Here is a 14,472-nt window from a genome sequence, read left to right as displayed (position 1 = left end):
CTGCTGACTCTCGGCGTGATGCAGCCATTGCTCCTGCGTGCGGGCAAGCATGTCGCGCCAGAGTTGCCGGGCCTGCTGCAATTGGTTGCGTGACGCGCGCCAGGCTTGGCGGGCTTCGTTGCGTTCGCGCTCCAGACGCCCCAGGCGTTGCTTGCGCACATGGAGCAACTGATCGAGCCGACGGTCCTCGCGCTTGCGTTCGGGGACATCAATGACCTCGCGGCGGGGGCGGCGCCCCATCCCACCCGCCGACTGCTGTCCGATCGTCATGCCTGCAGTTCCATGAGCTTGTCCAAAGTGGGCTGGAAGGGGGCACTGGTGCTAGTGTCCTGGCGCAGGAAAGCGAGTTGTTCAGCGCGCAGCTTGACGGCACGATCGGCCACCGGATCGGTTCCGCTCTTGTACTCACCCAGGCGGATGAGCAACTCCATCTCCTGATAGCGCGCCATCAGTTCACGGAAATGCGATGCGGCCTTACGGTGCTCGCGGGTGGTCACATTACTCATCACCCGGCTGATGCTGGCCAGCACATCAATGGCCGGGTAATGCCCTTGTTCAGCCAGCTTGCGGGTCAGTAAAATATGCCCGTCGAGCAAGGACTTGGCCTCGTCACCGATGGGATCCGAGACTGATTCGCCGTCAACCAGTACCGTATACATCGCCGTGATCGAACCCTGAGGTGTGCCTCCTGCGCGCTCGATCAGGCGCGGCAGCATGGTGTATACCGAGGGCGTGAAGCCGCCTCGGGCAGGCGGCTCACCGGCGGCCAGGCCGATTTCGCGCTGTGCGCGGGCAAATCGGGTCAGTGAGTCCACCAGCAGCAATACCTTCATGCCGCGATCGCGGAAAGCCTCGGCGATGGCCGTCGCGGTAAAGGCAGCGCGCGCCCGCTCCATCGAGGTACGGTCAGAGGTCGCACAGACCACCACGGTCTTGCGGATCAATTCGGCATCCAGTTCGTGCTCCAGGAATTCATTGAGCTCACGACCACGTTCCCCGATCAGCCCAAAGACGATGGCCTGCGCTTCACAGCCACGTGCAATGGCTGCCATCAGCGTGGTCTTGCCACATCCAGGGCCGGCAAATACGCCGATGCGCTGTCCGGTACCCATGGTCAGCAGACCATCAATGGCCCGCACCCCCGTAGCCAACGGCACTGAGATGCGCGGCCGGTCAGTGGCCTTGGGAGCGTCGCGCATGACCGGCGACATGGCACGCCATGTCGCCACGTTCTCGGCCGCTGCCAGCGCACGGAACATCCAGCGGCCAAATCCATCCAGAACGCAGCCGAACAGGTGGTCGCCGACCTCGATGCTGTGGGCGCGCCGCAAGGGTTCGATGATGGTACTGCTGGAGACCCCCTCGAGCGGACTGAGCGCCGAGAGGATCGCGGCCTTGTCGGTGAAGCCCACCACTTCGGCCAGGATGGGCGGTCCCTCCACGTGCGGGTCGCGCAGATGGCAGAGCTCACCGATCTGCACCGGCGGCATGTGGGCTTCCACCAGCGTGCCCAATACCTGAGATACCTTGCCGAAACTGACGAAACCTGGGCGCGGGTCCAGGCTTTGGCGCCATGCGCCCAACTGCCGACGCATGTACTGCAGTTTCAGCTCCAGTGGATCGCTGCCCTCGATCGCTGCGGTCATTGTCGCCATCGCGTTCACCACCGAACGTTGATGTTGTGGCGACCGGTGAAGCTGACCTGGTTGCCGTCGATACCGGCCAGCACGACGCCACGATATTCGTCTCCGATATAGAGGCGACGGCCATCGTCGGTGACGATGCTGGCATTGCTGCCGGAAATGACCTGCTGTATGCGGAACGGCAACATCGATTCAGCGCTGCCGATCTTGACCTTGACTGGAAAGTCGATGTCATGGGTGCGCACGAAGCTACCAAGCATTCGCTGGAAACGTTCGCTCTCTTCCTCATCCAAGGCCGCTTGCAGTACCCACTCCCGATCCTCCAGTTGTAGATTGAAACGCTTGAGCAGATCCACCTCCGCCAGCCGCTTGCGAAACGCGGCACGCAACTGCTCGGCACTCATCTTGGCGGCCGGCGGCTCGATGGATGCCTTGGCACCGAGCGGTGCCAGCAGTCGCTCATTGGGGGGCAGGCTCTCCTCCCCGCCTGCCGGATAATGGCGCGTGATGGCATAGGCTGCTGCGGCCGAAAGCAGTGCTATCAGTGACAATGGCAGCAGGAGCAGGCGACGATTGCGCCTGGCTCTGACCGGCATGGGCTGCAAAATACCAGCCGGCGAAGTGGCCGTGGCAGCATCGGACGTCACCACGGCATCGTGCGGCACCGCGCCGTCGGCGCTGCTGCCTTCAGGCGTGGCAGGTACCACGAGATCTTGCGCCTCGGCCATGCTGTCGGCTGGCTCCGGGGGTGGGTCGCGCCAAGTACTGCCTTCTTCGGTGACGGTCAGCCAGATCGGACCGAGGCGCGCGAAATCGTCGATCTTCAGCTGGAGGAAATCACGCTGGTGGTTGTCATCAGCGTTGAGCAGCAGGCCGTCCAGCGCCTCCAGCGACCAGCCTTGGGGACCGAGCGAAAGACTGGCGTGGCGTGCAGCGATGCCCGGGTCGGCCAGGACCACATCGGCGGCGTCGCTGGCGCCGATGATGCAGACCTGGTCACTGAGCGGAACGGTTGCGCCGCGAAGGTAACCATTCAGAATCCGCATTTCATACATGACAATGCTCCATCAAATTCAAGAGTGAACCAGTGTTGGGATCCCGCGTACAGCCTCAGAAGTCGGCGGTTTTCAGCAAGGCCAGCAAGAGGCTGCCACCGCTGCTCTTACCGGTCGACGGATCGAGTGGATTCAGCCGGGATTGTCGCTGTTGAGCAAGGCGCCAATGACCATGGCTTCGGCCAGCTCGCGCCGTTGCTTGGCAAGCTTCTCGCGTTTCCGACTGGNCNNGCTGCAAGGAAATTGGTGCTGTCGACTTGCTGCGCAGCAGGGCCGAATGCGCTTTTCTTTTCGGCTAGCGACTGGTTGATCTCCTGCATGACTTCCCCGATGAACAGGCAGCACTTCTTCCTGAGCTGTTCGATCTCCCGCGCCAGAAAACTGTCTTTGCTCGCCCGTTCGATGATGTTCTGCGCTTGTTCGCGAGTCATCGGTGACGCGTGCTGCTGCGCTGATACTTCTTTTGCAGAAAGGCTCATGACTTACACTCCGTTGAGTCAAGCGATATGGGAGGCGAAAGGACGTTAGGCTGGAACGCTTGCTCGATCAGCTCTGTTCGCTGCGATCCAGCGGATCTGCTGCTGCCCCGTCGCCGTCTCGTTGACGCTGGCGTGCCAGGGCGTCCAGGATCTCGGTGAGCGTGGGTTGGGATGTCGGTGGATGCCCGACATACGGTGCAGCCGTCCCCCCCTCCCCGCCCAGCAGAGCCAGTGCATTGGTGCGGCCGGCCTGGGCATAAGTGCGCTGATAATGGCGGGCATTACGCTGCTCCTGCTCGCGCCGCGCCCGTCCTGCCGCGTCGCTCGGCATCCCACCGCCAACGCCCTCCTCAGCGGCGCTGGCGTGCGCGCGTTGCTCGCCTTCTTCCAGCAGCGCCTTGAGACGAATCAGGTCTTGCTCGACGGCGGCCTGCCTGCCTTGCAGCCGATGCCGAGCGTGCGCCAATATCCCCGAGTAGAAGGCGTCGATATCGAGCGCTTCGCCGTTGCGCATGGAAAATACGCGCATGGTGTGATCAAGGTGTTGCAGACTGAAGCCTGCATACGCGCCCATGAACCGGCGCGACAGTAACGCCGCCTGGCGGCAGGCCTTGGCCAGGACGGACGAGGACCCAGTTTCGACGGGACGATCGTGACGGACCTCGGCCGGGGTCGAAGATGTGACATGAAAAGCCATGATTGCTGCTCCAACAGATGAATTGCGACGGCCGCCATGAGGGCGGCTCCTGACATCTTCACCGTCGCCGCAGCAGCATCGAAGCAGTCGGCAGACAGACTGGCTGCAAGCTTGCAGCCGGTGTGAGACGGAGAAGACCTACCTCTCTTTATGTCGGCCTGTGGCAACAAGTTCCATGATGGTGCAGCTGCGCCGTGCGCGGTTCATATCTCGATCATGCCGACCGGTTTCACCTTGGCGTGCTGGGTCAGCTCGGAAAATGCGAAGACAGGGACCGGAAAGAATTCTTCTTCAATGAGCTTGCGCACCGAGCGCCGGATGTCGGCGGCGGTCACCAGCACTGGTGGCGTGATGGGCGTACTGACGTTGGAAGACAATTCGTTGAGACGATCCAGAAACATCTGTTCCAGCTCCGAATCGATATCGAGGTAGCTCCCCTGGCTAGTCTGGCGCATGGCATTGCGCAGCTTGTCTTCCAGTTCAGGGGACAGCAAGATGACTTCGATGAGTCCCTCCCTGGCGACCTCGAAGCAGAGCTGACGCTTGAATGCCAGCCGTACATAGTCGGCGATCACATCCGGGTCACGCTCCTTGGGCGCCCAGTCCAGCGTCGTCTCCAGCAGCAGACGGGCGTTGCGCAGGGCGACGCCCTCACGGGTGAGGCGCTGCACGACTTCAGTGAGCCGGGGTAGGGTCACCGACTTGATGACTTCCTTGCCCAGCTCTGGATAACGCCGCTCGGCCCAGCGCGTGAAACGGATGACTTCGTTGACGCCGACGAACATCTGGCAGTTGCGCAACATCTCCACCTCGATATCGGCCGAGAAGACGTGTTCCCAGCGCTGCACGGGGACACCGGTCTGGGCCAGCTTTTCTTCATCCTCCAGGCGCAGCCAGACACGCCGACGCCGTGAGCCGGCGATATTGCGTTCGTGTGCCTCGAAGCCGAGTTCGGTCACCCGCTCCAGATTCTCGCGCGTGGCGCCCCAGCCCAGCATGATGGGCTCGTCGATCAAGGGCACCTCGGCCATCAGGAACTGTACCCGCCCCTCCGGCACCGCCCCATGGAACTCGAACTCGATGGGCTTGAGATCGGGAATGCCGCGTCGTTCCAATAGCCCGTTGCGCATGATGCGTACCGCAGAACGAATGATCTCGGCCTCGGGCGTGTTGCGCATGACTTCTGGCATACGCAGCGTAAAGGGGGTGGTGGCCGAGAAGTTGGTCAGATCGACGATGCCGGCGTTGGCGCGTTCGATCTCCTCGGCCTCCAGCTTGCTCTGGGCATCGACCAGCGGCTTGAGAATGCCGACCATGCCGGCCACGAACAGACCCAGCGCCAAGATGATGAACACCATGCTGGGCATCCCCGGGATAGCCGCGAACAGCAGCATGATAGCCGCTGCCGTCAGCAGCGCCCGCGGCTCGGCAAAGAGTTCACCGACCAGGTCGCGGCCAATATTGGTACTGTGCCCCGGTTCCTCATCCTTGCTGACCCGGGTGGTGATCACGCCCGCCCCGAGGGAGATCAGCAGGGCTGGAATCTGCGCGATCAGGGCATCGCCGATGGAGAGGATGGAATACACCCGCATCGATTCGGCCGCATCCAGATTGCGCTGGATGATCCCGATCGAAATGCCGCCAATCAGGTTGATGGCCACGATACAGATACCGGCGATAGCGTCCCCTTTGACGAACTTCATCGCACCGTCCATCGCACCGTGCAGCTGACTTTCCTGACCAAGCTTGGCGCGCTTTTCCTTGGCTTCTTCGGCCGTCAGGATGCCGGCGCGTAGATCGCTGTCGATGGACATCTGCTTGCCGGGCATGGCGTCCAGGGAAAAGCGTGCCGACACTTCCGAGACCCGCTCCGAACCCTTGGTGATGACGATGAACTGCACCACCGTCAGAATCAAGAAGATGACCAGCCCCACCACCAGGTTGCCTCCCACGACGAAGTTGCCGAAGGTTTCGACGATATGGCCGGCATCGCCCTCCAGCAGGATCAGACGGGTGGTCGAGACCGAGATGGCCAGGCGGAACAGGGTGGTCAGCAGTAGTACCGCCGGGAAGGTGGAAAAGGCCGTCGGACCGGGCATATACATGGCCACGATCACAATCAGGCCGGAAATACACAGGCTCAAGGCGATGAGCATGTCCAGCAGCCATACCGGCATGGGCAGCACCAGCATGAACACGATGCCGATGACGAAGGCGGCGACGATCAATTCAGCGCGCTGAGCAAGTTTGGCAGCAAACTTGTTGAGCGCCATCAGTATCCCGATTCCTTGCATGCCGTCCCCTAGCGAGTGGTGGCGGAAAGCGCCTGAGACGCCTCGCCAGCATCGAGCCTGGCGACGATCAAGTCGATCCAGGCTTCGTTTTCCTTGTTGCGCATAGCCTCCAGACGCTGACGGTCTACTGGCTCCAGTAATTCGGCCGCGGCATAGGAGGCCATCAGGAACAGTTTCGGGTCGTCCGGCCAGACTTGCAGGCAGCCTTGGGCCAGCTCATGGGCGCCTTCGTACTGGTAGGCGCTGAAGTAGCCCCATACCAGACCGATGGCCATGAGCAGTTCATCGGACAAGGCATCATGCGGTCTCTTTCTTCTCATCATTTTCCTGGTCTTGCTGATTGGACGGACCCTCGGCGTGACTGCGACGCATCTGCTGCAGGCGCAAGCGCCAGTCGATGTTGTCATTGACCCTGCGAACCGCGGCCAGGCAGGGACCGCGCAATTCTTCGGGCAGTTGCAGCGAGTGCGCGATGAGTGTCTTTTGCAGCTCGCGCATTCGCGGTACCGGATTGGCGCTCCATGCCGGGCTATCGAAGGAGCATTCGGGGCCCAGCAACCGGTTGAGCACCACCATCCCCGGATCGACCGGCAGATCCAGGGGCGGCAGTGAACTCTCCTGCTCGCCGGGCAGCAGCTCCGGCAACGCTTTGCGGATGACGGGCAGCTCAGGAAGGCTATGGATCTCACCAAGATCGTCGAGCCCCCGCAAGGTACTTAGATCACTGCCGCTCAGTTTTTGGTTGATCAATTCAGCAACTCCTCTGCAATAGCCAGCGCCGTCTCGTCCATGGGGAGGGCTTGCGCATCGACGCTACTCATGCGTCGCAGTACGTAAAGGCTGCCGTCATTGAACATGGCGGGTAGCCAGGCGCCATAGCGTTCCAGGTCCTCCGAGCGTCTGCTCAGTATCTGCTTGGCAGATGTGGTCCTCTCCCGCGCGCCGCCCAGTCCGACAATGACGCCGTCGGCCAAGGGATAGACGAACAGCACCAAGCCATCATCAAGAGGCAGGGTCGCCACTGCCTTCTGCAGGCTGGCGTCATGAATCATGGTAGTGAGCGTCTCTTTCATATCACTGCTCTGAGCTCCTGATCCTGGTTTCCTGCTTGCGCATGGCAAGCAAGGATTCGCGCCATTGGCGTTCTCGAATCTCGTCACGGGTCATGACGGCCGGCACATCGGCTTGGTAGAGGTTGATCTGGCGTGTCAGCTCCTCGAGTAATTCGCGACGCATCTGCATCTTCTCTGGTGGCCACAGAATCATCGGCAAGCGTGCCATGGCATCCCGGATCAGCAGATACACCCTGCCCTTGGCAAGGTTGTCAAGGTTGCGCACTTCCACCATCTGTGACACCAGATGCGCCACCTTGCCCTTGCCCCAACCAGCTTCTGCCGCACTCAGCAGCAGCACCGCCAGCTCCGCGCTGCTTTGCCTGATCAGCAGCTTTTCTTGCTCGCAGAGCGTCACGCGCAACGCATCAGCAATGGCAATGCATGATCGCACCAGCGTAAAGGCCGAGGCATCAGACATCGTGAGCCAGTAGCGGCCCATGCTCCGATGCGGGTTTTTGCGCAAATCCGATTTCATCTTGATTCTTTCTATTCCGGTGAGTGGATGAAGACACTGAGGAAGAATTGAATGAAAAAGTCGCCGACCATGCCGGTGGTGCCAGCACGCCGCGCGCCGGTGGCGTTTCAGAATTCCGGGATGCGCAATGCGCCAGACGGCCGACGTTGATAGCTCAGGTCTGCCGGATTGNTAAGCAGCCAGCCATCCAGAAGACTGCGTCGCANGGGCTCNGGCCACGCAAAATCGAATCGGGGTGTCATGCCGCGACTCCCGCTCGCGCTTGCGGCAGCGCGGGCCATTTCAGTACTGGTTGCATCGTGTTCCACTTTCATTTCATCTTTTTAAAGGAAGGGCTAGAAGCCGGCCATCATGCGTGCTCGCAAGCTGCTCAAGGCTTGCTCGCACTTGATCGGACCAAAATTCTTGATCAGTGCCTTGAGCATGGTCAGCGGGGTCAGCGGCGCGTCGAAATTGCCCTTGGACTTGGCACCTATCAGGAAGCGCAGCTCGCGCGTGCTGGGACCGTTGGTGTTCACGCCATCCTCGCCAGCCATCGCTTCCAGGGAATTGACCATCTCATCGCTCTGCTGCAAGGCGCGTCTTAGCTCATGCGGATGGCGCTCCATGAGATTGTTCATCATCGTCGTGAGCGCTTTCTTGACCGATCTATCCTTGCCGCCGCCCAGTGGAGTCTCTTCGATCTGGTCCAAAGCCTCGTAGAAAACGTGGTAGCGCTGGAGTGGATCGAAATACTTAGCCAGCATGGCCTCCACTTCGGCCTGGCGCTCCCGGTCAGCGCCGTTACGCAGCAGATCAAGGGTTTGTTCGACCGGTGCGAACAGTTCCTGCTCGTCGTCATCACGGCCTTCCTTCTCGCCCACTTTAACTTTGGCCTTGCGTGTCGGTGTCGGAGTTTTTCGCTGGGTCTGTGCGCGCACCGGTGCGCGCAGGCGCTGCCGCAGACTCTTGCGGCTGAAGGTCAGTCCTTCCTGGACCCCGGCCAGGACTTCCAGCGCATCCAGCGGACTAAGTTCAGCCGCCGCATTGGCATTGATCATGGGATCGACGCCGAGGCGATGACCGTGACGCAGGTGCGACCTGGGCAGCGTGTTATCCGGGAGCAGGCTGTCGAGGCTGTCGAAGGTGGTGATTTTCATGTTCATGGCCTTGAGTGGTCCGGCCTGCATCCATGGTTCCTTCGCCTCCCAAGCTCCCATGGCGGAGCGCACATCTTTATCGGTGGCTACCGTAACATCTCCGGTTCCGGGAATTTCTCATCAATGATGAAGAGCTTCCTCAACATTTTTCAAAGTCTCATGAATGTTCATCGTTTTGATGAAACTTCATCTGTCGCTGCTATCTTCCGCTCCAACACGCAAGGTTTGCCATTGAACGCGGCGTAACCGAGCCCCCACCCACCCCTCGACTTTCCAAGGAGGAGAAAATGAATCAAGCATTGGAAGAACAACTGCACGACAGCGCCGAGCAGCATGGCGATGATGGTCTGGAGCATCCGGCGACCCAAGTGGTCACCATCGATGTGGTCAAGCTGTATACCGAACACAGAAGTCATCTGTTGCGCTTTGTCCAGCGCTATGTCGGCAGCTATGAAGACGCCGAAGATGTAGTACAGAACACCTTCATCGAGGCCAGCAAATGTGCGCATCGCTTTTCCGGGCTTTCCAAGCCCTCTACCTGGCTGTTCGGCATTGCCTTGAATCTGGCGCGCAATCAGGTACGCCGCAACATCGCCGATCGCTGCGACGCCGTCGATGAGAATTTCATGGAACAGATCGTCGACACCCACGCTGATCCGGCCGTCCTCTATGAAATGCGCCAGATGGCGGAGAAGGTTGAAGGCCTGCTCAACGAACTCCCCGTCAAGATCCGCGCCACCTTCGAGGCCGTGCTTGATGGTGACGCCACCTACGAACAAGCCGCCGAACACCTGCATATCCCTATTGGTACCGTGCGTTCGCGGGTCTCGCGCGTGCGCGCCACCGTGCGCAGCAAATATGGCAGCGCGCCGCTGAGTCAGGGCCTGTACGCCTGATGCTGCTACTGGGCGACAGCGCTCGCCCAGGGCAGCGCGCCTGGCCACAAATGGGCAGGCGCGCCTTATCGGACTGGCGCAGCACGAACTCGCTAAGGAAACAGGGGGAAATCAGCCCGCCGAAGCGGCACTGGCATTGATGGCCAGGTGATAGTCGCGAGCAATGTCGGCGGTGACCAGGATGGCATCCATGATGCTGCGCTCGTCGGGCAGTTCCGCCACGGCAATGCGTTGCACGACGATATAGCAACCTTGGTCGGCGTGCCAGAGGAAATCGGTCTGCGGCGGCAAGGGCGGTGCGCCCGGTGGGGAAAACATCCGCGGCAGGTAATGCGGCTGTTCGCAACGGGGCAGCAACGCGGTGATGGCAAGATGGCGATCCGGGGTCTCGGGATCGATCAAGGTACGGGTGAAAATCTCGCCGAGCTGCAACTCAAGCGTCGCTACGGTCGCATCGGGTTGGCCCGTCAGGCCGATGAGCTCACGCAGCAAGCGACTGACCCGTTCAGTCGGTGTCTCGCGGGCAGGACCAGACTTTTCTTCTTCACTATCCAATGGTGGCGTCTCACTATCGTTGCAGGCGGGAAAGACCAGCTACCCTCCCGAAGCCATGACTGGCCGGGCGGAGAGTACCGGCCCAATGCAGCCTCTATTTTACCCGCGAAACCGCATTGGCCGGCACGCCGCCACAACGACCGGACATGATGACGCCAGGCAATGTCCGGGCGGGCAGCGGCCCCCTTTCTCAGAGCATGTTCAGGGTGCGCCATATCGGTACGCGCCGCGTCACGATGGCCTCGGTCAGGTGGTGCAACTCGCCCAGAACTTCCTCCTGCGTTTGCAGCACCCGGCCCTCTCGGAAAAGAGGCTGCTGCTGCGCCTGCAGGACGTCGTGCATCTGCTGGACGCACTGCTGCAAGTCCAGTCTGTCGCTTGGCCGGCGCAACTGACGGAATAACAGGCGCTGGATCAAGCCTGCTGCAAGACCATTGCCCAGTAGCGGCGAGGCCAACACCTGGTAATGATCCTTGAAGCGCGAGGCTTCGGCCAGGGCGGCGTTCAGACGCTGTGCTGGCGCTACCGGCAACTCCGCGGCGCTGAGGAAATACGCGCAGGCCTGACCAGAGGCAGTCAGCAGCGCGGCCATCTGGCCGATGTCTTCCAGACTGAGCGGGAACAGGGCCGGAATCTCGGCCAATTCCACCAGGCTGTGTGGTCGGCGCACCAGTGCATCAAGCACCGGCTGGTAGTAGCGCGGATCAGCCTTGACCTTGCCGATGGATAGATCCAGCTCCAGGGTGAGCATATCGGGCAGGCTGGTCAGTGCCAGACCGATCTGGCGCAGCCAGTGCTCACGCCGTGTGGTACTCATGCGGCGAGCCCCCCGTATGTAGATGTCCTCGCGGAAGCTGGTGTTGGTCATGTAGTCCTTGACTGTTTCACGCAGCATGGGATCGTCCACCGTATCGAGCAACGCTTGCTGCTGTGGCGTCAGGTAGAGCCGGGGAAAGGCTTGTGCTAGCTCCCCCGAGCCGATGTAATCCATCTTGGCACCGGCCATCGCACGCGCAACGTCGGCATGGTATAGCGGCATCCAGCCATCGCTCATGTATTCGTGGGCCAGATAGCCGCCCTTGTCGTTGCGCAGCGAATCGAGCCGGTACTGCAGATTGGGATTGCCGTCGAAGAAGGTTGCACCCAGCGCCTGCAGTTGCTGCACCATCTCACGGGCCTGACCCAGTTGTTCGTGGGTGGCATGACGATCGGTCTGAGTCCGCTCCAGGATCAGACGCTGCAGCGGCAAGGACGGGCTCCATCCCGGCATGGCGTTGTAGTTCAGGTAGACGATACCGCCTGGCTTGAGATAGCGAGCGATGAGATCAACGATATGCTTACGGTTGCCGGCATCGACCCAGCTGTAGACGCCGTACATGGTGATGAAATCCATCGGTGGCAAGTCAACCAACCCGGCTGCCAGTTCGGCAAAGCTGTGTTCCAGCACGCAAAGATTGTCCAGCTCGGCCGCCTGCGCCAGTTCCCTGGCGGACTGTACGTGGGAGGGACTGAAATCGATCGCGTGGAAGCGCCCTTGCGGGTTAGCCGCCGCCAGCACGCTGGCGGTCAGGCCTTGCCCGGCCCCGAGTTCCAGGTAGTTGAACGGACGATCCAGCGCAACAGGTTCTACACCATGGGTAAGGCAGGCGAAGCTCAGATGCACCGGGCTTTGCTCCCGGAAGAAACCGGTCGGGTAATCGATGCCCGCCACATAACCCTCATTCCAATCCATATTTCCTCTTTATCGACAAGTGAGCCAAAAAACCGGTTCGGGATGCTTCAGATATCGCTCCCGGTTTGCGCCGCTGCCGCTTCAGGCAGCATCAACAACTGTTTCCAGAATGGCCGCCGACGCGTGAGGATGGCCTTGACGGTCTCTTGTACCTCCTGCCATTTCTCCTGCTCGCTGACCAGTTCGCGCTCGTTGAGCAGAATCGGTACATGCTGCGACTCGACCTGGCGCAGCACCCGGCGTCACCCTGCAGAAGGTCATGGTCCACCTGAAGGAACATTACCCGTCCGTCACCGAGATCAAGAGTGCCGTGTTGTGGTGGAAGGCCTGTTCGGTGGTGGAACCCGATTTCCACATCGACTACCTGCCGACCAATCCCTGGATCCACCAGCCGTTCGAAGAATATGACGGCCTGGGCCCGCACCAGCTGGCGGCCTGGATCAAGAAGGGTGCCTGATCTTTTGCTTCAGTTTCATGGAAGCAGATGTGAAAAGAGCTTGCCGCGGCAAGCTCTTTTTTTCATCCGTCGAGGCCGGGCAGGGCATCAGGACCAAGGAATGATCTTGCGTTCCTTGAAGGTATCAAAGAGCCGATAAAACATCTGCTCCGTCTCCACATACTCATGAAATCCCAGCCGACGCGCCTTGCTGCCATCGCCGAACATGTCGTAGTCCCAGGAGAACACGAAGTCGGCAAATTCCCACGCCGACAATGAAGCATAAGGATGCTGCTTCAAGCCATGCGCTGTGACGATGCGTTCCCACAATGCTGCCTTGTCGGCCATCACCTCAGCCAGCTTCAGCGGCAGCGGCGTGCCCACTTCCATGCCGAAATAGCGGGCGATCTTGGGCCACATCTCGCTCCAGCGGAACAGGTCGCCATTGCCGACATTGAAGGCCTGGTTGGCGGCCGCCTCGGTGGTGGCGGCCCACACCGTGCCCTTGGCCAACAGATCGGCATCGGTCATCTCCACCAACTTGTCATAGGCGCCCGGCTTGCCCGGAAAGCGCAGCGGCAGCCCCAGCGCCTTGGACATGCAGGCATACAGCGCAATGGCCAGCGCGAGGTTCATGGGATTGCCCAGCGCGGCACCGCCGACCACCGCCGGGCGCGGCGCCGACCAGCTCCAGCAGCGGCCGGAATCGATGCGCCGCTGCTCCAGCCAGCGCTGCTGGTCGAACATGAATTCGGGCGGCATGAACTGCGCATCGCTTTCGCGCGCCGGTGTCTTGAAGGGGCCGAGATGACCGCCGTAGACCTTGTAGCCCTGCATCAGGCTGATATGCCGCAAGCCCGGTGCATGGGCTTGCACTGCCTGCACCGTGTGTTGCAGCATGGTCAGGTTGGGCGCTACCAGCTCGCTCCAGCTGGGGCGGTGCTGGTAGGCGGCGTAGAACACGTGCGTGACCTGTTCCAGCCGCGCCAACTGGCGTTCGGTATCGACGGCATCGAGCAGGTCTACGGCGACGTGGCGCAGGCGCTCCTGCTTGCCTTGCTCGCCGCCGCGGCGCGACAGGCCGATCACCTCCCATTGCGGCAGGGACTGCAGATACGCGATCAACTGACTGCCGATCACGCCGTGAGCACCCACCACCAGGGCAGTGTGGCGCTGCGGCTGGGGAGAAGTTGCAGGATGAGTCATGGTGCTCTTTCGCAAATCAGCAGGTCGTGGTGCGTTCGGGGCGGGACAGTGCGGCCGGGCTGGCATCCATCTTCCAGCTCACCAGGGCCACCACGATCCCGGCCAGCGGCAGCAGGGCGGCCACGTAGGGCACCGCGTGCAGGCCCGGACCGTGATCGATGGTCACGCCGCCCAGCCAGGCGCCGGCTGCATTGCCCAGATTGAAGGCGGCGATATTGGCCGAGGAGGCTAGGTTGGGCGCACCGGTCGCCTTTTCCAGCACGCGCATCTGCAGCGGCGGCACGGTGGCGAAGGCGGCCATACCCATCAGGCCCACGCCGACGATGGCGGCGATCTGGTGGCCATTGGTCAGGCCGAACAGCACCAGCACCACGGCCAGCAAGACCAGGCTGCCCAGCAGGGTGGCCATCAACTTCTTGTCGGCCAGCTTGCCGCCGGCCAGGTTGCCGATTACCAGTCCCAACCCGAACAGCAGCAGGATGGGCGAGACCGCCGAGGCCGGGAAACCGCTGATGTCGGTCAGGATCGGGGCGATATAGGTGAAGGCCGCAAATACGCCGCCAAAGCCCAGCACCGTCATCAACAGGCCCAGCATCACCTGCGGGCGCATCAGTACCCGTACTTCCTTGCCGAAGTCGGCTTCCTGGCCACCCTGCGAGCGCGGCACCAGCACTGCGGTGGCGGCCAGCGCGATCACGCCGATGATGGTCACGGCCCAGAAGGTGGCGCGCCAGCCATAGCTCGGCCCAG

15 protein-coding genes and 2 pseudogenes are annotated in these 14,472 nt (G+C 61.4%); 2 read left to right on the top strand and 15 right to left on the bottom strand.

The annotated features are described in order from the left end of the window. The 10 genes and pseudogenes from I5W_RS09500 to I5W_RS09450 form a co-directional block, all read right to left on the bottom strand. Positions 1 to 270 (bottom strand): annotated as a pseudogene (locus I5W_RS09500) (hypothetical protein); the annotation flags it as partial. Next, the gene (locus I5W_RS09495) at positions 267 to 1,646 is read right to left on the bottom strand and encodes a FliI/YscN family ATPase (RefSeq protein WP_044529035.1); all 1,380 of its coding nucleotides are present in this window, start codon (positions 1,644 to 1,646) and stop codon (positions 267 to 269) included. The gene I5W_RS09495 and the pseudogene I5W_RS09500, both read right to left, overlap by 4 nt. A 14-nt stretch (positions 1,647 to 1,660) precedes the next feature. Next, positions 1,661 to 2,698: an FHA domain-containing protein gene (locus I5W_RS09490; protein ID WP_044529034.1), complete on the bottom strand. Its 1,038-nt coding sequence runs from the start codon at positions 2,696 to 2,698 to the stop codon at positions 1,661 to 1,663. Between the two features lie 546 nt (positions 2,699 to 3,244). After that, positions 3,245 to 3,706: a hypothetical protein gene (locus I5W_RS09480; protein ID WP_237741922.1), complete on the bottom strand. Its 462-nt coding sequence runs from the start codon at positions 3,704 to 3,706 to the stop codon at positions 3,245 to 3,247. A gap of 371 nt (positions 3,707 to 4,077) precedes the next feature. Continuing rightward, positions 4,078 to 6,168, bottom strand: a complete 2,091-nt coding sequence (sctV, locus tag I5W_RS09475; protein ID WP_017453227.1) for a type III secretion system export apparatus subunit SctV — start codon at positions 6,166 to 6,168, stop codon at positions 4,078 to 4,080. An 8-nt stretch (positions 6,169 to 6,176) separates the two neighbouring features. Continuing rightward, complete coding sequence (locus I5W_RS09470) at positions 6,177 to 6,461, bottom strand: hypothetical protein (RefSeq protein WP_242405682.1); 285 nt, start codon at positions 6,459 to 6,461, stop codon at positions 6,177 to 6,179. Between the two features lie 4 nt (positions 6,462 to 6,465). Continuing rightward, positions 6,466 to 6,918 carry a hypothetical protein gene (locus I5W_RS09465; RefSeq protein WP_017453225.1) on the bottom strand — a complete coding sequence of 151 codons (453 nt, stop codon included), beginning with the start codon at positions 6,916 to 6,918 and terminating at the stop codon, positions 6,466 to 6,468. Next, positions 6,915 to 7,241, bottom strand: a complete 327-nt coding sequence (locus I5W_RS09460; protein WP_017453224.1) for a hypothetical protein — start codon at positions 7,239 to 7,241, stop codon at positions 6,915 to 6,917. Before I5W_RS09460 ends, I5W_RS09465 begins: the two co-directional genes overlap by 4 nt. A 1-nt stretch (position 7,242) precedes the next feature. Beyond that, a complete protein-coding gene (locus I5W_RS09455; protein WP_237741920.1) occupies positions 7,243 to 7,758 on the bottom strand; it encodes a hypothetical protein in 516 nt (171 codons plus the stop codon). A 335-nt stretch (positions 7,759 to 8,093) separates the two neighbouring features. Next, entirely contained in the window at positions 8,094 to 8,897 is an 804-nt protein-coding gene (locus I5W_RS09450; RefSeq protein WP_252716966.1) for a hypothetical protein, read from the bottom strand. A 287-nt stretch (positions 8,898 to 9,184) separates the two neighbouring features. Between I5W_RS09450 and I5W_RS09445 the strand changes: the two genes are divergently transcribed. Next, complete coding sequence (locus tag I5W_RS09445) at positions 9,185 to 9,793, top strand: RNA polymerase sigma factor (RefSeq protein WP_017453220.1); 609 nt, start codon at positions 9,185 to 9,187, stop codon at positions 9,791 to 9,793. 111 nt (positions 9,794 to 9,904) lie between these two features. On the opposite strand, the gene I5W_RS09440 is transcribed toward I5W_RS09445, so the two are convergent. The 3 genes from I5W_RS09440 to I5W_RS09430 all read right to left on the bottom strand — a co-directional run bounded on the left by I5W_RS09440 (position 9,905) and on the right by I5W_RS09430 (position 12,316). Continuing rightward, positions 9,905 to 10,348: a hypothetical protein gene (locus tag I5W_RS09440; protein ID WP_252716965.1), complete on the bottom strand. Its 444-nt coding sequence runs from the start codon at positions 10,346 to 10,348 to the stop codon at positions 9,905 to 9,907. 190 nt (positions 10,349 to 10,538) lie between these two features. Next, on the bottom strand, positions 10,539 to 12,080 hold the full coding sequence (locus I5W_RS09435; RefSeq protein ID WP_044529031.1) for a class I SAM-dependent methyltransferase: 1,542 nt from the start codon (positions 12,078 to 12,080) through the stop codon (positions 10,539 to 10,541). Between the two features lie 47 nt (positions 12,081 to 12,127). Then, positions 12,128 to 12,316: a hypothetical protein gene (locus tag I5W_RS09430; RefSeq protein ID WP_044529030.1), complete on the bottom strand. Its 189-nt coding sequence runs from the start codon at positions 12,314 to 12,316 to the stop codon at positions 12,128 to 12,130. A gap of 2 nt (positions 12,317 to 12,318) precedes the next feature. Here I5W_RS09430 and I5W_RS09425 point away from each other — a divergent pair. Beyond that, positions 12,319 to 12,537, top strand: a pseudogene (locus I5W_RS09425) (phosphoribosyltransferase family protein); the annotation flags it as partial. Between the two features lie 87 nt (positions 12,538 to 12,624). Here the strand turns inward: I5W_RS09425 and I5W_RS09420 are convergent. Together I5W_RS09420 and I5W_RS09415 are read right to left on the bottom strand one after the other, a co-directional pair. Next, entirely contained in the window at positions 12,625 to 13,722 is a 1,098-nt protein-coding gene (locus I5W_RS09420) for an SDR family oxidoreductase (RefSeq protein ID WP_044529029.1), read from the bottom strand. Between the two features lie 16 nt (positions 13,723 to 13,738). Beyond that, the coding region (locus I5W_RS09415) for an MFS transporter (RefSeq protein ID WP_044529028.1) at positions 13,739 to 14,472 on the bottom strand (734 nt) is incomplete at its 5' end.

This window comes from Herbaspirillum sp. B65 (assembly GCF_000333555.1).
GTDB lineage: Bacteria > Pseudomonadota > Gammaproteobacteria > Burkholderiales > Burkholderiaceae_D > Herbaspirillum > Herbaspirillum rubrisubalbicans.
This window is presented reverse-complemented; position numbering and strand designations above follow the sequence as displayed.

Bases quoted from the DNA above. Each gene is read 5' to 3' on its own strand.
- I5W_RS09420 (WP_044529029.1), bottom strand. From the start codon at position 13,722: ATGACTCATCCTGCAACTTCTCCCCAGCCGCAGCGCCACACTGCCCTG.
- I5W_RS09460 (WP_017453224.1), bottom strand. From the start codon at position 7,241: ATGAAAGAGACGCTCACTACCATGATTCATGACGCCAGCCTGCAGAAG.
- I5W_RS09435 (WP_044529031.1), bottom strand. From the start codon at position 12,080: ATGGATTGGAATGAGGGTTATGTGGCGGGCATCGATTACCCGACCGGT.
- I5W_RS09445 (WP_017453220.1), top strand. From the start codon at position 9,185: ATGAATCAAGCATTGGAAGAACAACTGCACGACAGCGCCGAGCAGCAT.
- I5W_RS09455 (WP_237741920.1), bottom strand. From the start codon at position 7,758: ATGAAATCGGATTTGCGCAAAAACCCGCATCGGAGCATGGGCCGCTAC.
- I5W_RS09480 (WP_237741922.1), bottom strand. From the start codon at position 3,706: ATGCGCGTATTTTCCATGCGCAACGGCGAAGCGCTCGATATCGACGCC.
- I5W_RS09495 (WP_044529035.1), bottom strand. From the start codon at position 1,646: ATGACCGCAGCGATCGAGGGCAGCGATCCACTGGAGCTGAAACTGCAG.
- I5W_RS09450 (WP_252716966.1), bottom strand. From the start codon at position 8,897: ATGAAAATCACCACCTTCGACAGCCTCGACAGCCTGCTCCCGGATAAC.
- sctV (WP_017453227.1), bottom strand. From the start codon at position 6,168: ATGCAAGGAATCGGGATACTGATGGCGCTCAACAAGTTTGCTGCCAAA.
- I5W_RS09490 (WP_044529034.1), bottom strand. From the start codon at position 2,698: ATGTATGAAATGCGGATTCTGAATGGTTACCTTCGCGGCGCAACCGTT.